The sequence below is a fragment of the Nocardioides sp. cx-173 genome (assembly GCF_021117365.1).
Taxonomy (GTDB): Bacteria; Actinomycetota; Actinomycetes; order Propionibacteriales; family Nocardioidaceae; genus Nocardioides.
The window spans coordinates 3,785,667-3,807,594 of the sequence record NZ_CP088262.1 but is presented as its reverse complement, the minus strand read 5'-3'; the positions used below and the strand labels follow the sequence as shown (position 1 = coordinate 3,807,594).

General features: G+C 73.4%; 16 protein-coding genes. 11 read left to right on the top strand and 5 right to left on the bottom strand.

From position 1 onward, the window contains the following. Window position 1: 1 nt before the first annotated feature. The 3 genes from LQ940_RS18645 to LQ940_RS18635 all read right to left on the bottom strand — a co-directional run bounded on the left by LQ940_RS18645 (window position 2) and on the right by LQ940_RS18635 (window position 2,878). Window positions 2-271: a DUF2277 domain-containing protein gene (locus tag LQ940_RS18645; RefSeq protein WP_231241497.1), complete on the bottom strand. Its 270-nt coding sequence runs from the start codon at window positions 269-271 to the stop codon at window positions 2-4. 91 nt (window positions 272-362) lie between these two features. Then, window positions 363-2,357: a beta-propeller domain-containing protein gene (locus LQ940_RS18640; protein ID WP_231241496.1), complete on the bottom strand. Its 1,995-nt coding sequence runs from the start codon at window positions 2,355-2,357 to the stop codon at window positions 363-365. After that, window positions 2,354-2,878 carry a SigE family RNA polymerase sigma factor gene (locus tag LQ940_RS18635; protein ID WP_231241495.1) on the bottom strand — a complete coding sequence of 175 codons (525 nt, stop codon included), beginning with the start codon at window positions 2,876-2,878 and terminating at the stop codon, window positions 2,354-2,356. The genes LQ940_RS18640 and LQ940_RS18635 overlap by 4 nt, the downstream gene beginning before the upstream one ends. Window positions 2,879-2,980: 102 nt before the next feature. Between LQ940_RS18635 and LQ940_RS18630 the strand changes: the two genes are divergently transcribed. The 11 genes from LQ940_RS18630 (at window position 2,981) to LQ940_RS18580 (ending at window position 19,336) form a co-directional block, all read left to right on the top strand. Beyond that, on the top strand, window positions 2,981-4,171 hold the full coding sequence (locus LQ940_RS18630; RefSeq protein ID WP_231241494.1) for a saccharopine dehydrogenase family protein: 1,191 nt from the start codon (window positions 2,981-2,983) through the stop codon (window positions 4,169-4,171). A gap of 114 nt (window positions 4,172-4,285) precedes the next feature. Then, a complete protein-coding gene (locus tag LQ940_RS18625; protein WP_231241493.1) occupies window positions 4,286-5,674 on the top strand; it encodes a serine hydrolase domain-containing protein in 1,389 nt (462 codons plus the stop codon). A gap of 48 nt (window positions 5,675-5,722) precedes the next feature. After that, window positions 5,723-7,270: an ABC transporter substrate-binding protein gene (locus tag LQ940_RS18620; protein ID WP_231241492.1), complete on the top strand. Its 1,548-nt coding sequence runs from the start codon at window positions 5,723-5,725 to the stop codon at window positions 7,268-7,270. Window positions 7,271-7,273: 3 nt separating this feature from the next. Beyond that, a complete protein-coding gene (locus LQ940_RS18615; RefSeq protein ID WP_231241491.1) occupies window positions 7,274-8,272 on the top strand; it encodes an ABC transporter permease in 999 nt (332 codons plus the stop codon). Window positions 8,273-8,274: 2 nt separating this feature from the next. After that, on the top strand, window positions 8,275-10,212 hold the full coding sequence (locus LQ940_RS18610) for a dipeptide/oligopeptide/nickel ABC transporter permease/ATP-binding protein (protein ID WP_231241490.1): 1,938 nt from the start codon (window positions 8,275-8,277) through the stop codon (window positions 10,210-10,212). Next, window positions 10,209-11,018, top strand: a complete 810-nt coding sequence (locus LQ940_RS18605; protein ID WP_231241489.1) for an ABC transporter ATP-binding protein — start codon at window positions 10,209-10,211, stop codon at window positions 11,016-11,018. Before LQ940_RS18610 ends, LQ940_RS18605 begins: the two co-directional genes overlap by 4 nt. Continuing rightward, a complete protein-coding gene (locus LQ940_RS18600; RefSeq protein ID WP_231241488.1) occupies window positions 11,015-14,323 on the top strand; it encodes a serine hydrolase in 3,309 nt (1,102 codons plus the stop codon). The genes LQ940_RS18605 and LQ940_RS18600 overlap by 4 nt, the downstream gene beginning before the upstream one ends. Beyond that, window positions 14,323-15,495: a M20 family metallopeptidase gene (locus LQ940_RS18595; protein WP_231241487.1), complete on the top strand. Its 1,173-nt coding sequence runs from the start codon at window positions 14,323-14,325 to the stop codon at window positions 15,493-15,495. The genes LQ940_RS18600 and LQ940_RS18595 overlap by 1 nt, the downstream gene beginning before the upstream one ends. Before the next feature lie 32 nt (window positions 15,496-15,527). Then, window positions 15,528-16,403 carry a GNAT family N-acetyltransferase gene (locus LQ940_RS18590; protein ID WP_231241486.1) on the top strand — a complete coding sequence of 292 codons (876 nt, stop codon included), beginning with the start codon at window positions 15,528-15,530 and terminating at the stop codon, window positions 16,401-16,403. Further along, complete coding sequence (gene menC, locus LQ940_RS18585; RefSeq protein ID WP_231241485.1) at window positions 16,400-17,506, top strand: o-succinylbenzoate synthase; 1,107 nt, start codon at window positions 16,400-16,402, stop codon at window positions 17,504-17,506. The genes LQ940_RS18590 and menC overlap by 4 nt, the downstream gene beginning before the upstream one ends. 159 nt (window positions 17,507-17,665) lie before the next feature. Then, entirely contained in the window at window positions 17,666-19,336 is a 1,671-nt protein-coding gene (locus LQ940_RS18580) for a PucR family transcriptional regulator (RefSeq protein ID WP_231241484.1), read from the top strand. A gap of 494 nt (window positions 19,337-19,830) precedes the next feature. Here LQ940_RS18580 and LQ940_RS18575 read toward each other — a convergent pair whose 3' ends face one another. Together LQ940_RS18575 and LQ940_RS18570 are read right to left on the bottom strand one after the other, a co-directional pair. Then, window positions 19,831-20,856, bottom strand: coding sequence for an urease accessory protein UreD (locus tag LQ940_RS18575; RefSeq protein ID WP_231241483.1), 1,026 nt, complete (start codon window positions 20,854-20,856; stop codon window positions 19,831-19,833). Between the two features lie 269 nt (window positions 20,857-21,125). Further along, window positions 21,126-21,821 carry an urease accessory protein UreF gene (locus LQ940_RS18570; protein WP_231241482.1) on the bottom strand — a complete coding sequence of 232 codons (696 nt, stop codon included), beginning with the start codon at window positions 21,819-21,821 and terminating at the stop codon, window positions 21,126-21,128. Between the last annotated feature and the right edge of the window lie 107 nt (window positions 21,822-21,928).

Sequence of the window (21,928 nt, the reverse complement as noted above, 5' to 3'; positions counted from 1 at the left end):
CTCAGCGCGCGTAGCGCAGCTCGGCGCGCGCCCGCGCCTTCGCCGCCTCGACCTCGCGGTCCTTGGGCGGCGCGGTGGTCACCAGGTCGTCGAGCAGGTGCTGGGTCAGGTGCGCGATCTCCTGCACGGCCCGGTCGAAGACCGCCTGGTTGGCCTGCGACGGCTTGGTCGTCCCCGACACCTTGCGGACGTACTGCAGCGCCGCCGCCGTGACCTCGTCGCGCGTGGCCGGCGGCTCGAAGTTGTTGAGCGGGCGGATGTTGCGGCACATGCGGCCGAGTTTACGTCGCCTCCCCGCTGACCCGTCAGAAACTTTCTGACGGGTCAGCGGGGAATGGCGTGAGTTGGTGACGGGTCGGTGCTCAGAGGGGGAAGAGCTCGACGTCGTCGGCGGTGACGAGGGCGACGCGGCCCTCGGGGAGGGGGACGAGACGGATGTCGGCGACGTCCCTGCCGTGATCGACCTCCACCATGCGGTTGGCGATCTCCTCGCCGGCGAAGGACAGGACCGAGACGTAGCCGGTGCGGCCCCGCTCGACGACGGTGAGCGCGACCCGCTCGGCGCCGAGCCAGGTGAACTGGCGGGGGTCCTGGCCGGCCATCGCGGTCGAGCCGCCGGCGTACTTCAGCACGTCGAGGCGTCGCGGCCGCGCCAGGTCGTGGATGTTGAACAGCGACACCTGCGCACCCCAGCGCCCGCGCTCGCCCGGGCCCTGGCCCATGCCGACCAGCCAGTGCTGGCCGAGCGGGTGCAGGTACTCCGAGAAGCCGGGGATCTTGAGCTCGCCGCCGAGGCGCGGCGCGGCTTGGTCGGTGAGGTCGACGGCGTAGAGCGGGTCGATCTGGCGGTAGGTGACGACGATCGCCAGGGACCCGAACCATCGCACCGACTGGATCTGCTCGCCGTCGCCGAGGTGGTCGAGGCGGCCGATCTCGACCAGCTCGTCGCCCTGCGCCTGGAGCGTCACGACCGAGTTGAAGTCGCCCGTCTCCTGCGTCGGGCCGACGGCCAGCCGCAGCACGCCGTCGTGCTCGTCCATCGACCAGCGGTCGGCGACGGCGCCCTCCACCTCCCCGGACCCGACGTACGACGCCCCGACGCCGTCCAGCGCGAAGTCGAAGACGTGCGTGACGCCGTCGTCCACGGGCACGACCGTCCGCGGAGCGCCGATGATCGAGTCGAAGCAGCACCAGCCCCAGGGGTCGGCCTGGGTGGCGAGGTACAGGTGGTCGGGCGACTCGTAGGCCAGGGGGGCGGAGCCGGCCAGTCCCAGCGTGCGGAGCTCGGCGGGGGAGTCGGCCGCGAAGCCCACCACCGCCATCGTGTCGAGCGCGAGGTCGGCCTCGGGGATCGCGACGTCGCCACACGCCACGAGCTGCTCGGTGCCGGCCTCGCCGGCCACGCGCGGGATCCAGTCGTCGAGGGTGGAGGCCCGCACGACCTCGCGGTTGGCGCGCAGCGCGTCACGTCGCCGCTCCTTGCCCGTGCCGCCCCCGCGGCGCGGCTCCACGAACGGCAGGTCGGGCAGCCCCGACTGCAGCACCAGCCGCACGTCCTGCCCGTGCTGGCGGGCGGTGACCAGCGCGCTGGTGTAGTCGACGGTCTCGACCACGACCGGCGTCGCCGGGTCGGCGACGTCCACGGTGACCACCCGGGTCCCCGCGCCGTCCCGGCCGAGGCGGCCGATCGCCACGACCGTGTCGCCGGCCAGCAGGATCTCGGCGTCGAGCAGGTCGCCCAGGTCCAGCGAGGCCAGCTCGGAGACCTCCTCGCCACCGACGTCGTACGTCGTCAGCAGGTCGCCCTCGACCCGAACGAGCACCTCGCCGTCGGTCTTGACGTGGTCCGGCTCGTCGACGCCGGCCTCCTGCACGTTGGTGCCGGTGGCGCTGCTGAGGGACTGGTAGGACTTCGCCACCTGCGAGCTGGCCGCCCCCGCAGGGGACGGTGACGGGAGTCCGCCACGCGCCATGGCCCCGTCGAGCATCCACGGCCCGCGGTAGCCGTACTCCTGCCACCCGAACGGCCCCACGATCTCCAGCGCCCGCTCGACGTAGGAGGTCCGCAGCGCCTCGCACGAGGCGGCCGGCTGCAGGTCGCCGTGGAACGCCGCCGGCGTGATTGGCGCCGTGTCGCCGCCCGGCGGGACCGGTCCGGGGCGGCCGCCGTCCGGCGACGGCTGGCCGACCAGGACCCCGGCGACGAAGGCCGCGGCGATCCCCGCCACGACCGCGCCGCGCACCAGCGGCCGCACGACCCGTCGGCGGGCGGGACGCCGGCCGCCGGCCCGCATGATGTCGGCGACGGGCGCCGGTCCGACGGGCAGGTCGTCCCAGAGGCGTTCGAGGTCGTTCATGGCGCCCTCCTCGGGCTGCGGCTGTCGCTGAGGTCCGCGAGGTGGTGGTCGGAGGCGAGCTGGGCGAGCGCCCGGGACAGGCGGCTCTTGACGGTGCCGGGCGGCACGCCGAGCGCCTCGGCGGTCTGCTGCTCGGTGAGCTGCGCGAAGTAGCGCAGGACGACGACGTCCCGGTTGACCTTGCTGAGCCCCGCCATGGCCCGGTGGATGGCGTCGGCGGTGTCGACGTCGGCCATGAGGTCGCGGGCTCCGGTGCGGCCCTCGGGCAGCACCTCGGTCGCCTGCTCGCCCCACCACCGCCGCCGCTTGCTGTCGCGCAGGCCGTTGACCAGCATCCGGTAGACGTAGGCGTCCCGGTTGTCGGCCGCTCGCACCTTCGACCACGCGGAGTAGCAGCGCGCCAGCGTGGTCTGGACGAGGTCCTCGGCCTCGGGCAGCCGGCAGCCGAGGAACACCGCCGAGCGGACCAGGGCCGGCCACGCCTCCTCGGCGTAGGCGGCGAACTCGGTGTCGGGATCCATGCGGTGGTGTCGTCCTCGGGGCTCGTGGGGTCGGCTAGGGGTACGACGAGGTGGCCACCGGACCCGGTTCCCTCCAGATCTTGGTCAGTGCCACGATGACCCATGCCCTCACCAGAGTCTCGCGAGTACGACGTCGTTGTCTTCGGAGCGACCGGGTTCACCGGCGGCCTCACGTCCGCGTACCTCGCCGAGCACGCACCGGAGGGCCTGCGCTGGGCTCTCGCGGGCCGGAGCCCCGACAAGCTCGAGCAGGTACGGCACAGGCTGGCCGAGGCCCACCCGGAGCGCGCGGAGCTGGCCGGCCTCGACCTGCTGCCCGCCGACGTCACGGACCCCGCCTCGCTGGCCGACGTCGCGGGCCGCGCCCGCGTGGTGATCAGCACGGTCGGGCCCTACCTGGAGCACGGCGAGCCCCTGGTCGCCGCCTGCGCCGAGGCCGGCACCGACTACGTGGACCTCACCGGCGAGCCGGAGTTCGTCGACCGCATGTACGTGGCCCATCACGCCACCGCCGTGCGCACCGGCGCCCGGCTGGTCCACGCCTGCGGCTTCGACTCGATCCCGCACGACCTGGGCGCCTACTTCACCGTGCAGCAGCTCGCCGCCTCGGGTGCGGTGACCCTGCGCGGCGTCGTGCGCGCGAGCGGGATGTTCTCCGGCGGCACCTTCCACTCCGCCATCAACGCGATGTCGCGGCCGAAGCAGTCCAAGGAGGCCTGGGCGGCCCGGCGCCGGCTGGAGCCGAAGCCGGCCGACGGTCGGTCCTCCCGCGCGGTCGCGGGCAAGCCGCACCGTGACCGACAGCTCGGCTTCTGGCTGCTGCCGTTGCCGACCCTCGACCCGTTCGTGGTGGCGCGCTCGGGTGCCGCGCTGCCGGCGTACGGGTCGAGCTTCCGCTACTCCCACTACGCGGGCACCAAGACGCTGCGCTATGCCGCCGGTGGCACGGCCGCCGTCGCCGCGATGGCGCTGTCGGCCCAGGTGCCTGCGCTGCGCAAGCTGCTGCTGGGCCGGGTCGCGCAGGGGGAGGGTCCCGACGAGGCCAAGCGGGCCCGGTCGTGGTTCACGGTCGACTTCGTGGGGGAGGGCGACGGCCGCACCGTGCACACTCGGGTCTCCGGTGGCGACCCCGGCTACGGCGAGACCGCCAAGATGCTCGGCGAGTCGGCCCTGTGCCTGGTCCTGGACGACAACCCCGAGACCGCCGGACAGGTGACGACGGCACAGGCGATGGGGGACCACCTCCTGTCCCGCCTGCAGCGCGCCGGCCTGCGGTTCGAGGTCGTGGGGTGATCTCTCGGCCGCCTCGGTGTGGCGTCCGACTTGTCCGTGGCGACGGATCGCTCCCGCGCGCCTTGTGGCGCCGGACCAACACGGCAGGGGGCCTCGCTCCTTAGCGTGATGTACATGACAGCACTCACCGACGTCGAGACCTGGATCGCCGAGCAGCTCCCGGCGCTCATCGAGAAGTACGACGTCCCCGGTGCCGCAGTGGCCGTCCTGGCCGGCGGCGAGGTGGTCGACCACGCGGCAGGTCTCCTGAGCCGGGCCACCGGCGTGGAGGCGACCCCGGACTCGGTCTTCCAGATCGGCTCGGTCACCAAGGTCTGGACCGCGACCCTGGTCATGCAGCTCGTCGACGAGGGCAGGCTCGACCTCGAGCTGCCGATCCGCACCTACCTGCCGGAGTTCCGCATCGCCGACGAGGCGGCCGCGGTCAAGATCACGACCCGCCAGCTGCTCTCGCACACCGCCGGCTTCGAGGGCGACATCTTCACCGACACCGGCACGGGCGACGACTGCGTCGAGAAGTACCTCGACGTCCTGCACGAGGTGCCCCAGCTGTTCCCTCCGGGTGAGCTCTTCTCCTACAACAACGCCGGCTACTGCGTCCTGGGCCGCCTGGTCGAGGTGCTGCGCGAGAAGCCGTACGACGCCTGCCTGCGCGACCACCTGTTCGCGCCGCTGGGGCTCACCCACGCTGCCACCGGCCCCTACGAGGCGATCCTGTTCCGCGCCGCCGTCGGCCACCTGCAGCCCGCGCCCGACGCGCCGTACGAGGCGGCGCCGGTCTGGGCGATGGCCCGCTCGAACAGCCCGGCCGGCTCGATGCTCGCGATGCGCCCGCGCGACCTGGTGACCTTCGCCCGGATGCACCTGGAGGGCGGGGTCGCCGCCGACGGCACGCAGGTGCTCTCGCCCGCGAGCGTCGCGGCGATGCAGGAGGCGCAGGTGGCGCTGCCCGACCTCGGCCTGATGGGCACGCACTGGGGCCTGGGCTGGGAGCTGTTCGAGACGCCGGACGGCGTGCTCGTCGGCCACGACGGCAACACCATCGGCCAGGCGGCGTTCCTGCGCACGGTGCCCGAGCGCGGGGTGGCGATCGCCCTGCTCACCAACGGCGGCGACGCCTTCTCCCTCTACCGCGACCTCTACTCCCACCTGCTCCTCCAGCTCGCCGACGTCACCCTGCCCGCGTTGCCGGCGCCGCCCGCCGAGGCGGAGGCCATCGACGCCTCCCGCTATGTCGGCACCTACTCCGCGGAGGTGTTCGACATCGACATCTCCCAGGGGGACGACGGGCGGATCTGGATGGACCTGAAGCCGAGCGGCATCGCCGAGGAGCTGGGCGAGAAGCCCGAGCGCAAGGAGCTCGTCCACTACGACGGCGACAGCCTCATCCCGATCGAGGCCGACCGAGGCATGTTCATGCCGCACGCGTTTCTCGGTGACGACGGCGCGGGTCACGCGCTGTATCTCCACGTCGGCCGCGCGGTACGCCGCGCCGGTGCCTGACCCGTCCACCCACTCCGCAACCACGCACCACGTCACCAGAGGAACCCCATGAAGCTGACCGCCACTGCTCTCGGCCTGAGCGTCACCACTGCCCTGCTCGCCGGCTGCGGCGGGGGCGGTGACGACCCCGGCTCGCCGTCCGGAGGAGGCGACGTCGTCGACGGCGGCACGTTCACGATGGCGATCGCCGGCGACCCCGGCAAGCTCGACCCGCACTCGTCGGCCAGCACCCAGCTGTTCACCGTCAACCAGCTCGCCTACGACAACCTGGTCGCGGTCAACGGGGACGGCGAGATCGAGTCGCAGCTCGCATCCGAGTGGACGGTCGACGGCACGACGGTCACGTTCACCCTGAACGACAACATCACCTGTGCCGACGGCAGCGACTTCACCGCGACCACGGTCGTCGACAACATCGCCTACGTGGGCGACCCGAAGAGCAAGAGCCCGTACCTCGGCACCTTCCTGCCGGCGGGCGCCACCGCCAAGGCCGACGACGCCGCGGGCACCGTGACCGTCACGCTCGCGCAGCCCGCGCCGTTCGTCCTCAACGGCTTCGCCAGCCTGCCGATGGTGTGCGAGTCGGGGCTGGCCGACCGCCCGTCGCTGGCCGCGGAGACCGCCGGCACCGGGCCGTACGAGCTCACCGAGGCGGTCCCGGGCGACCGTTACACCTACCAGATCCGCGACGGCTACGCCTGGGGACCCGACGGTGCGAGCACCGACGAGACCGGCATGCCGGACACCGTGATCATGAAGGTCGTCCAGAACGAGGGCACCGCCGCCAACCTGCTGCTCTCCGGCGAGGTCAACGCGGCCACGATCCAGGGGCCGGACGTCAAGCGCCTGGACGGTGCGAAGCTCTTCTCCAACAGCACCCCCGCCATGGTGGGTGAGCAGTGGTACAACCACAACGAGGGCCGCGAGACCAGCGACGCCGAGGTGCGGATGGCGCTCACCACGGCCCTCGACCTCGACGAGCTCGCGTCGGTGGCCACCGCCGGCGAGGGCACGCCGGCCACGACCCTGGCCTCCCTGGCGCCCACCTCGTGCCCGGGTGACTCGATCTCCGAGGCCCTGCCCGCCCAGGACGTCGACGCGGCCAAGGCCGCCCTCGACGGCAGGGAGGTCACCTTCCTCTACTCCAGCGCCGCCGGCACCGCCGTGTCCGCGGCGGCCGAGCTCGCCGCCCAGCAGTGGGAGGCGGCCGGCGCCAAGGTCACGACCAAGGCACTGGACGAGACGGCCCTCCAGGGCGTCATCTTCGGCACCGGCGACTGGGACATCGCGTGGGTCCCGCTCAACGTGAGCAGCCCCGACCAGCTGGTGCCGTTCCTGTCCGGACCCGGCGTGGCCGAGGGCGGCACGAACTTCGCCGGGATCGACAACCCCGACTACACCGCGGCGGTGCAGGAGGCGACCGCGATGAACGGCGTCGAGGGCTGCGACACCTGGCTCGAGGCCGAGTCCAACCTGGTCGCCGCGGCCGACCTGGTGCCCTTCGCCAACAACCAGGTGAAGACCTTCGGCAACGGCGCCGAGTTCGAGTACCCGGGGCAGCTCGTGCCCACGAGCATCCGGATGCTGGCGAAGTAGCCCATGACCCAGGCGACCACGCTCGCCCCGTCGACCCCACGGGTGGGCTTGACCACCCACCCGTGGGTGCGGTTCGGGGTACGCCGTCTCGGGCGCCTGCTGGTGTCCCTGTGGGTCCTGGTGACCGCGTCGTTCCTGATGATCCACCTGATCCCGGGCGACCCGGTGCGAGCGGCCCTGGGACCGACGGCGCCGGCCGGCCTGGTCGCGGCCAGGCGCGCGGAGATGGGCCTGGACGACCCGCTGCCCGTGCAGTACTGGCACTACCTCCAGCACCTCTTCACCGGTGACCTCGGCACCTCGCTGGTCTCGCAGCTGCCGGTGTCGCAGATCGTGTCCCAGCGGCTGCCGGCGACGCTGCAGCTCGCGCTGCTGGCGTTCCTGGTCGCGATCGTCGTGGCGGTGCCGATGGGCGTCGCGATGGGCGTCCTGACCCGGCGCGGCCACGGTCGGCGCACCGAGCTCGCGTTCACCACCACCAGCGTGATCCTCGGCATCATCCCGGACTTCCTGATCGGCGTCGGCCTGGTCTACGTCTTCGGCGTCAACCTCGGCTGGCTCCCGGTGGCGGGCAACGGCAGCCCGGACGCCTACGTGCTGCCGGTGCTCTCGCTCGCCATCGGCCCGGCCGCGATCCTGTCGCGGATCGTCCGGGTGGAGATGGTGTCGGTGCTCCAGGCCGACTTCATCCGCACCGCACGCGCCAAGCGGCTGCCGTCGGGCACCGTCTACCTCGGTCACGCCCTGCCCAACGCGCTGACCGCCTCGCTCACCCTGGGCGGGCTGATCCTCAGCGCCATGGTCGCCGGCACGGTGCTCGTCGAGAACGTGTTCGCCTGGCCCGGGCTGGGCAGCACCATCGTCTCCTCGATCCTCAACAAGGACTACCAGGTCGTGCAGGCGATCGTGATCGTGTACGGCGTCGGCGTGCTGCTCGTGAACACCTCGGTCGACGTGGCGCTGGCGCTGCTCGACCCCCGTTCGACGATCCGGGAGGACTGACCATGCGCCGCTGGCTGAGAGTGCTCCGCACCCCCCTGGGCCTGGCCGCGAGCGTGCTCACGCTCGGGGTGCTGCTGCTGGCCGTGGTGGCGCCGATCCTGTGGACCGACGACGCGAACGCCGTGGACACCGGCAACATCCTGGCCGGGCCCTCCGGCGACCACTGGGCCGGCACCGACAACCTCGGGCGCGACATCTTCTTCCGCACCCTGGTGGCGACGCGGCTCTCGGTCCAGCTCGCGCTCGCGGCGACGGCGATCGCCGTGGTCGCCGGCCTGATCCTCGGCGCGGGCTCGTTCCTGCTGGGCCGCCGGGCCGGTCGGCTGGTCAGCGCCGGCATCAACATCGCCGTCGCCTTCCCGGGCATCCTGCTGGCGCTGTTCTTCGCGGTGGTGTTCGGTGTCGGCGCCACCGGTGCGGTGCTCGCCATCGGCTTCGCCGGCGCACCGACGATGGGGCGCCTCACGCAGACCCTCGTGGCCAGCGTCGCCTCCCGCGACTACGTCGCCGCGGCACAGGTCGCCGGCGTCGGCCGGGTGCGCATCCTGCTGCGTCACGTACTGCCCAACATCGCCGAGCCCCTCGTCGTCAACGCCACCATCGGCGCCGGGGGGGCCCTGCTCTCCTTCGCCGGCCTCTCGTTCCTCGGCCTCGGCGTGCAGCAGCCCAAGTACGACTGGGGCCGGCTGCTCTTCGACGGCGTCGGCTCCATCTACGTCAACCCGGCAGCCGCGCTCGCGCCGGGCGCGGCCGTCCTGCTCGCCGGCCTCGCGTTCAACCTGTTCGGCGAGTCGGTCGCCACGAGCCTCGGCCTGTCCACCGTCGCGGGGGTCCCGCTGCGCGCCGAGGACGAGGAGGAGGCCGGCTCCGTCGACCGCCTCAGCGAGAGCGAGCCCGAGGAGGCCGTCGACGGCATCGAGCCCGGTCTGGTCCTCGACGTGCGCGACCTGCGGGTCACGTTCCCCGGCCCGACCGGCCCGATCCGTGCCGTGCGCGGCGTCTCCTTCTCCGTGCGCCGCGGCGAGGCCGTCGGCGTCGTGGGGGAGTCGGGGTCGGGCAAGTCGCTCACCGCGCTCGCCGTCTCCCAGCTGATCGACGACACCGGGCGGGTCGAGGCCAGCCGGCTGGAGCTGCTCGGCACCGACCTGCGTGACGGCGGCGCTCCGGCCCACCGGCACCTGCTCGGCACGTCGCTGGCGATGGTGTTCCAGGACCCGATGACGTCGTTCAACCCCACCCGACGGATGGGCAACCAGCTCGCCGAGGTGGCGCGCCACCACCAGGGCATGGACCGCAAGCAGGCTTTCGCCCGTGCGGTGGACCGCCTGCGCGCCGTGCGCATCCCCGACGCCGAGAAGCGCGCGCGGCAGTACCCGCACGAGTTCTCCGGCGGCATGCGCCAGCGCGCGATGATCGGCATGGGGGTGATGGGCAACCCGGCGCTGATCGTCGCCGACGAGCCCACGACCGCGCTGGACGTGACCGTCCAGCAGCAGGTGCTCGACCTGCTCGCCTCGATCCGCGAGGCCGACGACGTCGCGCTCATCCTGATCAGCCACGACGTGACCGTCGTCGGCGAGGTCTGCGACCGGGTGCTCGTCATGTACGCCGGCAAGATCGTCGAGGACCTGCCGGCCGCCGGGCTGGCCACGGTCGCCCAGCACCCGTACACCCGCGCCCTGGTCGCCGCGGTCCCCGACATGGACACCGATCTGGACCGGCCGCTGGCCGTCGTGCCCGGTCGCCCGGTCGACCCCTCCGATGTGCCGCCGGGGTGTGCCTACGCCGCCCGCTGCCCGCTCGCCGACGCCCACTGTCGCGAGGTGGAGCCCCCGCTGGCCCCGGTCGGCGGGGGGAGCCTGGTCGCCTGCTGGCACGCGGGCGAGCCCCTCGAGCTGAGCGAGCGCACCGGCGAGCTCGTGGAGATGGAGCCCCGATGAGCGCCACCAGCGATCTGCGCTTCGAGGACGTGACGGTCTGCTACGAGGGCGCCGGCCGGTCCTTCACCGCCGTCGACGGCGTCAGCCTGACCGTGCCGGCCGGCGCCGTCGTCGGTCTGGTGGGGGAGTCTGGCTGCGGCAAGTCGACCCTCGCCCGCGCCGCGGTCGGACTGGCCCCGCTCTCCGGCGGCCGGATCCTGCTGGGCGGCGAGCCGGTGCCCCAGCGCGGTCGCCGGCGCCCGCTGCAGATGGTCTTCCAGGACCCCTACTCCTCACTCGACCCGCGGATGTCGATCGGCGAGAGCATCGCCGAGGCGATCCCGCCCGGCATGTCGCGCGCCGAGCGGGCGGTCGAGGTCGAGCGCCTGCTCGAGCTCGTCCACCTCGACCCCGCCCGGTCGCGGGTGCTGCCGTCGGCGCTGTCTGGGGGGCAGCGCCAGCGCGTCGCCCTCGCCCGTGCCCTGGCCGGGCAGCCTCAGGTCGTGATCGCCGACGAGATCACCTCGGCGCTGGACGTGTCGATCCAGGGCGCCGTGCTCAACCTGGTGCGCGAGCTCCAGCGCGAGCTCGGGCTCTCGATGCTGTTCATCTCCCACAACCTGGCGGTCGTGCGCTACGTCGCGAGCCACGTGGCCGTGATGTACCAGGGCCGGATCGTCGAGCAGGGCCCCGTCGCCGAGGTCCTCGTGGCGCCCCAGCACGACTACACCCGCGAGCTTCTCGCCGCGGTCCCCGGCTCCCGCGCGGCAGCCTCCCCCGGCACACCCCCCGGCCCCCGGGCCACCCCGACAAGGAGCACCTCGTGACCCGACGGATGCGCATCGACGACCTGACCGCCCTCGCGGTCCCCTCCCAGCCGGCGATCTCGCCCGACGGGACCCGCGTGGCCTACGTCGTGCGCACCCTCGACACCGAGGCGGACCGCCACGTCGACCGCCTCTGGATCGTGGGTACGGCGGACGGTGCGGGAGCGCCGGGGCCCCGCGGGCTCACCGGCGGCCCGGCCGACAGCGTCCCGCGCTGGTCGCCCGACGGCTCGCGCCTGGCGTTCCTGCGTGCCCAGGACGGCCCCGGCCAGATCTGGCTGCTGCCGGCCGACGGCGGCGACCCCGAGCAGGTCACCGACCTGCCGCTGGGCGCCGGGGCGCCGGTGTGGAGCCCGGACGGACTGCGGATCGCCTTCTCCGCGGCGGTGGAGCCGAGCCCGCGCGGCAATGGCCCGATCGTCTCCGAGCGCCTCGACTACCAGGCCGACGGTGCCGGCATCCACGGCGCAGTCCGCAGCCAGCTGCACGTGCTCGACCTCGCGAGCGGCGAGTGCCGCCGGGTCACCGACGGGCCGCACCACGCCGGCGAGCCCGCGTGGGCGGCCGACGGCCGCACCCTCGCCTTCACCCGCTCGATCGGGGCGGACGCCGACCTCACCTTCCGCACGGGGGTGCACCTCCTCGACGTGGACGACGCCCGCGCGCGCCCCCGCGTCGTGGCGTTCTCCGGCGGCGTCGCCGCGACCGCGTGCTTCACCCCCGACGGCGACCTGCTGGTCATCGGCTGGCCCGGCGACCCGCGGGGCCACGCCCGGCTGTTCCGCGTCCCGGTGGACGGGGGCGACCCGGTCGACCTGACCGGACACCTGGACCGCAACGTCATGCCCGGCGCGACGGCGTACCCGGGCGCGCGCCCGGTGGAGACCCCCGGCGGGGTGCTGTTCTGCCTGCGAGACCGCGGCTGCACCCACCTGTACGTCGTCGACGGCCACGAGGCCCGTCCGGTCCTCGCCGGAGAGGGACGCGTCGTCTCCGGGCTCTCGGTCGCCGGCGGCACCGCGGTCGTGGCGCTGGCCACTCCCACGTCGTTCGGCGAGATCGTGCTGGTGGATCTGGCCTCGGGCGCGGAGCGGGTGCTCACCGACCACGGCGCCTCGCTCGCGGACATCGAGCTGTTCGAGCGGGTCCCGCGCACGTTCGGCATCTCCGACGGCACCGAGGTGCAGGGCTGGGTCGTGCGCGACCCGGCGCTGAGCGGCCCGGGGCCCCTGCTGGTCGACGTGCACGGCGGACCGCACAACGCGTGGAACGGCGCGGCCGACGAGATCCACGCCTACCACCAGGAGCTCGTCGCCAGCGGCTGGACCGTGCTGCTGGTCAACCCCCGCGGAAGCGACGGCTACGGCGAGTCGTTCTACGACGCCGTCAACGGGGCGTGGGGCGTCGCCGACGCCCAGGACGTCCTGGAGCCGGTCGACACGCTGGTCGCGGAGGGCCTCGCCGATCCCGAGCGCCTCACCGTGACCGGCTACAGCTACGGCGGCTTCATGACCTGCTACCTCACCGCGCACGACGACCGCTTCGCCGCGGCCGTCGCCGGCGGGGTGGTCAGCGACCTGGTGAGCATGTACGGCACCTGCGACGACGGCGCCCTGCTGGGCAGCGTCGAGCTGGGCGGCACCCCGTGGCAGGAGCCGGAGCGGTACGCCGCGATGTCGCCGATCACGCGCGTCGCCGACGTCCGCACCCCGACCCTGATCCTGCACGGCGGCGGCGACCTGCGCTGCGACCTCGGCCAGGCCCAGCAGTGGCACACCTCGCTGCGTCAGCTCGGCGTCCCCACCCAGCTGGTCATCTACCCCGAGCAGTCCCACGAGTTCATCTTGACCGGGCCGCCGACGCACCGGCTCGACTACGCCCACCGCGTGGTCGGCTGGCTCGAGCAGCACACCCTCGCCGCGGGCCGTCCCGCGATCGACCTCGCGCAGTGGGAGCGGCGCCTGGGCGAGCTCGCCGAACGCCACCACGTGCCCGGCGCCCAGCTCGGGATCCTGCGGCTCTCGCCGCAGACCCATGACGAGCTGGTGACCGCGTCGTACGGCGTGCTCAACGTGGAGACGCAGGTCCCGACGACCGACGACTCGCTGTTCCAGATCGGCTCGATCTCCAAGGTCTGGACCGCCACGGTCGCCATGCAGCTGGTCGACGAGGGGCTGCTGGAGCTGGACGCCCCGATCGTCGAGGTGCTGCCGGAGCTGCGCCTCACGGACCCCGACGTGACCAAGACCGTCACCCTGCGCCACCTGCTCAACCACACCAGCGGCATCGACGGGGACGTCTTCACCGACACCGGCCGCGGCGACGACTGCCTCGAGAAGTACGTCGGACTGCTCGCCGACGCCGGCCAGAACCACCCGCTCGGCGCCACCTGGTCCTACTGCAACTCCGGCTACTCGCTCGTGGGCCGGCTCATCGAGAAGGTCACCGGCTCCACCTGGGACCAGGCCATGCGCGAGCGGCTCTTCACGCCGCTCGGGCTGACCAGGACCATCACCCTGCCCGAGGAGGCGCTGCTGCACGGCGCGGCCACGGGGCACCTCGAGCACGAGGGCGAGCCGATGGTGGCCCCGGTGTGGCAGCTGCCGCGCTCGCTGGGCCCGGCCGGGCTGATCACGGCCACGGCGGCCGACGTGTTGGCGTTCGCGCGCCTGCACCTCGAGGGCGGGGTGGCCGCCGACGGCACCCGGCTGCTCAGCGAGGAGAGCGCGGCCGCGATGGCCGCGCACGAGGTCGACCTGCCCGACCGGCTCGTGCTCGGCGACTCCTGGGGCCTGGGCTGGATCCGCTTCGGCTGGGGCGAGGACCGCCTGATCGGCCACGACGGCAACACCATCGGGCAGGGCGCGTTCCTGCGGATCCTGCCCGAGCAGGGCCTCGCGGTCACGCTGCTCACCAACGGCGGCAACGCCCGCGACCTCTACCAGGACCTCTTCCGCGAGCTGTTCGCCGAGCTCGCGGGCGTCGAGATGGCCGAGCCGTTCGTGCCCCCGGCCGACGCCGAGGTCGACATCGCGCCGTACGTCGGCACCTACCGGCGGCACTCGGTCCTGATGGAGGTCTTCGTCGCCGACGACGGGCCGCGCCTGCGGACCACGATCAGCGGCACGATCGCGGAGATGCTGCCGGACCCGGTGGAGGAGCACCCGCTCGTGCCGGCCGGGCCCGGGCTGTTCGCGCTCCGCCCGGAGGGTGTGGAGACCTGGGCGCCGGTGACGTTCTACGAGCTGCCGACCGGGGAGCGCTACCTGCATCACGGCGTCCGCGCGACGCCGCGGGTGGACTAGTGGACGCCTTCCTGGATCCGTTCCTCGCCGACCTGCGTGAGCTCGTCGAGTGCGAGTCGCCCTCCTCCGACCACGCTGCCGTCGCCCGGTCCGCGGACGTGGTCGCCCGCGTGGGCGCCGCGCGCCTCGGCGTACCGCCGGAGCGGGTGGTGCTCGACGGCGTCACGCACCTGCGCTGGCGCCTCGGCTCCGGTCCGCGCCGGGTGCTGCTCGTGGGCCACCACGACACCGTGTGGCCGCTGGGGACGCTCGCGTCGCGGCCGTTCGCCGTCGAGGACGGCGTGCTGCGTGGCCCCGGCTGCTTCGACATGCTCACGGGCGTGGTGATGGCCTTCCACGCGCTGGCCTCACTCGACGACGTGGACGGCGTCACCCTGCTGGTCACGGGCGACGAGGAGCTCGGCTCGCCCAGCTCGCGCGGGCTGGTGGAGGACGAGGCGCGCGAGGCCGCGGCCGCGCTGGTGCTCGAGGCGTCGGCCGACGGCGGCGCCCTGAAGACCGCCCGCAAGGGCGTCTCGCTGTACGACGTGCGGGTCACCGGCCGCGCGGCCCACGCCGGGCTCGAGCCCGAGCGGGGCGTCAACGCCACCCTCGAGCTGGCCCACCAGGCGCTGGTCGTCGCCGCGCTCGGCGACCCGGACCTGGGCACGACGGTGACCCCCACCGCCGCGCGCTCCGGCACCACGACCAACACGGTCCCTGCGGCGGCGTCATTCTCCGTCGACGCCCGGGTCCGCACGATCGCCGAGCAGGACCGCGTCGACGCCGCGATGCGCTCGCTGCGGCCGGTCCTCGAAGGGGCCGTGGTCGAGGTGCTCGGCGGTCCCAACCGGCCGCCCCTGGAGGAGCCGCTGTCGGCCGCGCTCTTCGCGCGGGCCCGTCGCCTGGCGGCCGAACTGGGGCTGCCCGAGCTCACCTCCGTCGCGGTCGGTGGCGCCTCCGACGGCAACTTCACCGCCGGTGTCGGCACCCCCACCCTCGACGGCCTCGGCGCCGTGGGCGGCGGCGCCCACGCCGACCACGAGCACGTCCTGGTGGAGCCCATCGCCGGACGGACCGCGCTCGTGGCCGGCCTGGTCGCCGACCTCCTGAGCGACCTGCCGGGTCGGGCGAGTGCCGAGCCGTCTGGGGCGACGAACGACCTGCTCCGGACTGGTGGGCTGCGACCATGACGGGGCCGGATTACCTGGCCAGCATGGGTGGCGTGAGCAACGTGACTGTCCCTCGGGCACCCGACCTCGACCTCGCGGTACAGGCCGCGGACGCCGCGGCGCTGACCGCCGGGGTCTCCGTGCGGGACGTGGTGGACCTGGCCGAGCTGGGCGAGGTGGTGGGCCTGTTCGCCACGATCTGGGGACGCGATGCCAACCCGCCGGTCACCCTGGAGCTGCTGCGCGCCTTCACCAAGGCCGGCAACTACGTGGGGGGCGCGTTCGAGGACGGCCGACTCGTCGGCGCCTGCGTGGGCTTCTTCCACGCCCCGGCCGAGGACGCGCTGCACAGCCACATCGCCGGCGTGTCGTCGGCGGCGACCGGCCGCAGCGTGGGCTTCGCGCTCAAGCTGCACCAGCGCTCGTGGGCGCTGCTGCGTGGCGTGTCCGAGATTGCGTGGACCTTCGACCCGCTGGTGAGCCGCAACGCGCACTTCAACCTGGTCAAGCTGGGCGCCCTGCCGGTGGAGTACCTGCCGAACTTCTACGGCGCCATGCCCGACCGCCTCAACGGCGCCGACGACTCCGACCGGCTGTTGGTGCGGTGGCCGCTGCGCGCCACCGTCGTCCAGGCCGCCGCGACGGGCGACGGCCCCCGGGCCGCCGTCGGACCCGACGCCGTCGTCGCGCTGGGCGTCGGTCCCGACGGCCTGCCCGTGCGGGGCCGGCTCGACGCCGCCACCTCGCTGGTCGCGGTCCCCGCCGACGTGGAGGCCCTGCGCCGCACCGACCCCCGGGCCGCGCAGGAGTGGCGGCGGGCGGTCCGCGACGTACTGACCGAGCTGGCTGCCGACGGCGCCCGCATCACCGGCTTCGACCGCACGGGCGGCTACGTCGTCCGCCGTACCTCCGAAGGAGTCTCCTCATGAAGCTGGCCGGCGTCGAGCTGCGCTGGGTGTCGATGCCGCTGGTGTCGCCGTTCCGCACGTCGTTCTCCACCCAGACCACCCGGGACCTGCTGCTGCTGCGGGTCGTGACCGACGAGTCCGAGGGCTGGGGCGAGTGCGTCGCGATGGCCTCGCCGCTGTACTCCGAGGAGTACATCGAGGGCGCCGCCGACGCGCTGCGCCGCTTCCTGGTGCCGGCGCTGGCCGCGGCCGGCCCGCTCGACGCGTCGCTGGTCGCCCAGGTCCTCGGGCCCTTCCACGGGCACCGCATGGCCAAGGCCGCGCTCGAGATGGGGGTCCTCGACGCCGAGCTGCGCGCGGAAGGACGCCCGCTGTCCCGTGAGCTCGGCGCCGTACACGACCGGGTGCCGTGCGGCGTCTCGGTCGGCATCATGGACGACGTCGGTCAGCTGCTGGACGCCGTCGGCGGCTACCTCGACGAGGGCTACGTCCGGATCAAGCTGAAGATCGAGCCCGGCTGGGACGTCGAGCCGGTGCGCGCCGTACGCGAGCGGTTCGGCGACGACGTGCTGCTCCAGGTGGACGCCAACACCGCCTACACCCTGTCGGACGCGCGTCACCTCGCGCGCCTCGACCCCTTCGACCTGCTCCTCATCGAGCAGCCGCTGCCCGAGGACGATCTCTTCGGTCACGCGGACCTCGCCCGGCTGATCACCACCCCGGTCTGCCTGGACGAGTCGATCACCTCCGCACGGACGGCAGCGGCCGCGATCCGGCTCGGCGCCTGCTCGGTGGTCAACATCAAGCCCGGGCGGGTCGGCGGCTACCTCGAGGCACGGCGGATCCACGACCTGTGCGTGGCCCACAGCGTGCCCGTGTGGTGCGGCGGAATGCTCGAGACCGGCCTGGGACGCGCGGCCAACGTCGCCCTCGCCGCCCTGCCCGGGTTCACCATGCCCGGCGACACCTCCGCCTCCGGTCGCTACTACGCCACCGACGTCACTGAGCCGTTCGTCCTCGTCGACGGCCACCTCCCGGTCCCCACCGGCCCCGGCCTCGGCGTCGACCCCCTCCCCGACGCCCTCGCCGCCGTCACCACCCACACCGAGTGGCTCCCCGCCTGAGGCACCGCTGACCCGTCACCAACTCACGCGATTCCCCGCTGACCCGTCAGAAAGTTTCTGACGGGTCAGCGGGCGGATGGTGGAGGCGGCCAAACCGGGGCGCAGATCTTGTCCTCGGCGACGGAGTAGGGTGAGCCAGACCTTCCTACCGTCAGGGTGGTGATCCCCGCCGTGAACCTGCGCCCGCGCGCCAGCCTCGGACGTGTCCTCGACGACCTCGGCGCGACCCTGCTCGACCTGGTGGCCGGTGATCCCGAGGGCACCCAGGAGATCGGCGGCGTGGTGATCCACGACCCCCTGGACATGCCACTGCTGCCGGCGGGGGCGCTGGTGCTCGGCGTCGGTGTCGACGAGCCGGAGCGGGTCGTGGCGCTGCTGCACGCGCTGGGCCGGGAGGGGGCCGCCGGCCTGGTGCTGCGGGGGCCGGTGCAGGTCACCCCCGAGGTCCGTACGGCGGTCGAGGAGTCGGGCGTCACCCTGCTCGGCCTCAGTCGCGGCGCCCCGTGGGCGCACCTGGCGGCCATGCTCCGCTCGCTGCTGGCCGAGGGCGACGTCGGGGTGGCCGAGCCGGAGTCGATGGGCGGACTCCCCTCGGGGGATCTCTTCGCCGTGGCCAACGCCATCTCCTCGCTGCTGGACGCCCCCATCACGATCGAGGACCGCAGCTCTCGGGTCCTGGCCTTCTCCGGTCGCCAGGACGAGGCCGACCCGTCGCGCGTCGAGACGATCCTGGGCCGCCAGGTCCCCGAGCGCTACGCGCGGGTCCTGTCCGAGCGCGGTGTCTTCCGCGACCTGCACCGCAGCGACAAGCCGGTCTTCATCACGCCGATCCCGATGGAGGGCAACACCTTCACCCAGCCGCGGGTCGCGGTCGCGGTGCGCGCCGGCGACGAGGTGCTCGGCTCCATCTGGGCCGCTGTGCCCGGGCCGTTGAGCGACGAGCGCACCGAGGCGCTGTGCGATGCCGCCAAGCTCGTCGCGCTGCACCTGCTGCGGGTCCGGGCCGGCGCCGACGTACAGCGCCGGCTGCGCGCCGACCTGCTCAGCTCGGCGCTGGAGGGTGGGGCGGGTGCGCGCGAGGCGCTCGACCGCCTCGGCCTCGGAGCCCAGCCGCTGATGGTGCTCGGCGTCGCCGTCACCGGCTCCGACGTCGGGGACGGCGCGGACGGCGATGCGGTGGTCGCCCATGAGCGGGAGCGGCTGAGCGACGCCTTCGCCATGCACCTCAGTGCGGTGCACCCGAAGTCGGCAGCCGCCCTGATCGGTGGGGTGGCCTACGGGCTGGTGCCGGTCCCCGGAAGCGCCGATGGGGCCGAGGAGCGCGCCTCGCGCATCGCGCAGGAGTTCCTGGACCGCGTGGGGGACCGCCGCAACGCTGTCGTCGGCATCGGCCCGATCGCGGGCGACGTCGGCGAGCTGGCGCACTCACGCTCCAGCGTCGACCGCGCCTTGCGGGTCCTGCGCGACGGCGGCGGGCGCCGGGTCGCGCGCCTGAGCGACATCCACGTCGAGGCCCTGATGCTGGAGATGCGCGACCTCGTGGCGGCGCGCGGTGACCGGCCCGAGGGGGCGCTGGCGCGCCTGATGGCGTACGACGCCCAGCATCACGCCAGCCTCGTGGAGACCCTGCAGGCGTGGCTGGAGGCCTTCGGCGACGTCGTGGCGGCGGCCGAGCGGCTCTACGTGCACCCCAACACCTTCCGCTACCGGCTGCGCCGGCTCATGGAGGTCGGCGAGATGGACCTCTCCGAGCCCGACGTCCGCTTCGGGGCGCTGCTGCAGCTGCGGCTGCTGCCGCCGGCGACCTCGTCCCGCACGCCGGGGGAGTGACCGGTCAGCACCACCGCGAGAGCCGGGTGCCCTCGGCCCGGGGCCGCCGCCAGCAGCACGCGCTCGCCGCTCGCCACCGTGAGGTCGTCGAGCTGGAGCAGGGGGGTACGACGACCCCGCACCCGGACCGCCTCGCGCTCCAGCTGCAGGTCAGCACGGGCCCGGTCCCTTCGGGGCGTGACCCGGACTCACGGCCGCCTCAGGGAAGGCACGTAAGCCGCCACGACGAGCAGCACCCACGTCGTCAGGATGTAGGGCCACGTGTCGTGCTGATGGAGCCCGGGCGCAGGCGAGGCCATCCGCCACGGTGGCGAGGGAGGACCGGCCCTGGTCGCCGAGCGCGGTGAACGCGCCGGCCCCGGAGAGCGCACCCTCGAACCCGTGCATGCCGATCTCCAGGTCCTGGGGGCCTCGGGGAAGCGGGGCGGCGACGGGCAGCCAGCTGTTCGGCGGGGCCGCGGCGTGGGTCGTCGACATGGCTCAGCTCCTGGCGGTTAGTTCTTGCGGATCCTCGGCGCACTGCTGCCCGTGAGCAGGGCCCGCACGGCCTGCCAGGCCGTCGTGAGGGCCTGCACCATCGTCTGCGTGTCGTCGCCCAGCAGCCGCACCCAGACGCCGGCGTCCCACGGCAGCGTGCTGACGCCCAGGACGACGCCGTCCGCGGCGAAGGGGCTCAGGACGCGGTGCAGCAGATCCCCGATCTCGGCGGCTCCGGCGCGCTCGGTGAGCACGTAGAGCATGGACAGCACGTCGTGGTCGTCGAGCACGGCCAGGCCGCCGGTGGCGCCGGCGATCGGGGTCAGTCGTACCCGGTCGAGAGCCACGACCGATCCGTCGGGGCGGCACACATCGAAGTCCGAGGCGAGCGCGGAGTGCTCGTGGTGCTCGCCGTGTGCGAGCCGCCCCGCCACGAAGGTCTCGCCGAGGACGAGCGTGGCCGAGGAGGGCACCGAGACCCGTGTCTGCTGGTAGAAGCGAGCCTCGGCGAAGGCGATGACCGGATCGGGCAGGTACTCCACGTAGGCGTCGGCTCCCAGGTCGATGTTCGTCTGGGCGACTGCGTAGTCCTGCTCCATCGGCAGCACCTTCGTGTACGCCGCGGTCACGTGGGCCGAGGTGCCGTCCCCGAAGGTCAGATCCGTGCGCAGGCGATCGCCCTGCCTGACCCCTGCGCCGGTCGAGAGCAGATACGTGTAGGGCATGTCGGGGCGCGCCGGGTCGTAGTAGTGGGGATGCATGATCTGGAGCGGCGACTTCTGGTAATGCCCGACGAGCTCGGTCGCGCGCCCGGTCAGGGCGAACTCGAGATCCAGCAGCCCGACCTTGCCCGGGCTTCCGGTGGGCAGCGTGTCCAGGGGGCCGGCGTGGCGCGCCACCTCCGGCGGCACCCGCGCCGGCTCGTAGTAGCGGGGGTCGAGACGGTGCCCGCCGTAGTGGGGCTCGCGCGTCGGTGGCTCGGGCCCATCGAGGAGCCGGACGGGGGTGGTGTCCGTCGTGTCACGGGCGGTGGCGAGAGTCATCGGGTCAGCGCCCTCGGTCGCGCTGCCCAGGAGCTGAGCAGCAGGTTCTGCAGCTCGTCGACGCCTTCGCTCCTGAGTAGTGGGTGAGGATCACCGGCTTGCCGTCTCGGGCCGGGATCGCGTCGGACTCCGTGACCGCCGCGTTCGTTCGGACATACATGGCCGCCGATCCCGATGCGCAGTACGTTCTCGTTCATTCATCCACCTCGTCGTCGTTGGGTCGTCGTTGGGTCGTCGTTGGGTCGTCTTAGGGTCGTGTCGGCGGTGCCTCAGCTCGCGAAGAGCCGGGCCTCCGCCCGTTCGTGCTGGGCGGACATCGCGTCGGCCATCGGCACACAGCCGCCCAGGTCCTCCAGTGGTCGTCGGGCCGCCTCCTCGGTCACCTCGGCGATGGTCGGGCCGACGGCGTGCAGCACCACCTGTGCGTCGCGGTGGTCGAGCAGCCGCAACCGCAGCGCCGCACCGAGGAAGCTGACGGCGAACGCAGACAGGTCGGAGGCGACCGCCTGCCGGGTCGGCACGCCGGCAGCTGCGTAGGCCACGGCGGTCGCGACCGGCTGGCAGCCCGGCGTCTCCTTCGCCGTGACCATCCGGTGCCACTCGCCTAGCCCGGCGCCCCCGATCGCCTCGAGTGCCACGTTGGTGAGCTGGTGTCCGCTTCGGACGCTGGCTCGGCGCATCTCAGCATTGAGCTTGGCGGCGAACAGGGTGTGGTCGATGAGGCACACCCGCGCCCAGTCGCCCGCCTGGACCGCGTCGTGGGCGCGGGCGAGCGCCGTGCCGTCGCCCGGCCCCAGCGAGTAGAGCAGGAGGCCCCTCAGAAGCCCCTCGACCCCACCCCGGTCGACGGCGTGCGCCTGGGCATAGCCCTCCAGCCCGTGCGACATCGTGGAGAACCCGCTGGGGAAGGCGGAGTCCGAGAGCTGCAGGCTGAGCAGCAGGTCGGGGATGGGGGTCGTAGTCATCGAGACCTCCGGCCAGGAAGAAGAGCTGGTTTGTCGTCGTCGTGGTGGTGATACTTGGGCCTGCCAGGCATGAGTGGTCCCTTCGTCGTGAGCCACGCGTGTGACCC

What these genes read in the sequence shown, in the direction of transcription:
- LQ940_RS18645 (WP_231241497.1), bottom strand. Translation starts at nt 271, where the DNA reads ATGTGCCGCAACATCCGCCCGCTCAACAACTTCGAGCCGCCGGCCACG.
- LQ940_RS18640 (WP_231241496.1), bottom strand. Translation starts at nt 2,357, where the DNA reads ATGAACGACCTCGAACGCCTCTGGGACGACCTGCCCGTCGGACCGGCG.
- LQ940_RS18635 (WP_231241495.1), bottom strand. Translation starts at nt 2,878, where the DNA reads ATGGATCCCGACACCGAGTTCGCCGCCTACGCCGAGGAGGCGTGGCCG.
- LQ940_RS18630 (WP_231241494.1), top strand. Translation starts at nt 2,981, where the DNA reads ATGCCCTCACCAGAGTCTCGCGAGTACGACGTCGTTGTCTTCGGAGCG.
- LQ940_RS18625 (WP_231241493.1), top strand. Translation starts at nt 4,286, where the DNA reads ATGACAGCACTCACCGACGTCGAGACCTGGATCGCCGAGCAGCTCCCG.
- LQ940_RS18620 (WP_231241492.1), top strand. Translation starts at nt 5,723, where the DNA reads ATGAAGCTGACCGCCACTGCTCTCGGCCTGAGCGTCACCACTGCCCTG.
- LQ940_RS18615 (WP_231241491.1), top strand. Translation starts at nt 7,274, where the DNA reads ATGACCCAGGCGACCACGCTCGCCCCGTCGACCCCACGGGTGGGCTTG.
- LQ940_RS18610 (WP_231241490.1), top strand. Translation starts at nt 8,275, where the DNA reads ATGCGCCGCTGGCTGAGAGTGCTCCGCACCCCCCTGGGCCTGGCCGCG.
- LQ940_RS18605 (WP_231241489.1), top strand. Translation starts at nt 10,209, where the DNA reads ATGAGCGCCACCAGCGATCTGCGCTTCGAGGACGTGACGGTCTGCTAC.
- menC (WP_231241485.1), top strand. Translation starts at nt 16,400, where the DNA reads ATGAAGCTGGCCGGCGTCGAGCTGCGCTGGGTGTCGATGCCGCTGGTG.
- LQ940_RS18575 (WP_231241483.1), bottom strand. Translation starts at nt 20,856, where the DNA reads ATGACTCTCGCCACCGCCCGTGACACGACGGACACCACCCCCGTCCGG.
- LQ940_RS18570 (WP_231241482.1), bottom strand. Translation starts at nt 21,821, where the DNA reads ATGACTACGACCCCCATCCCCGACCTGCTGCTCAGCCTGCAGCTCTCG.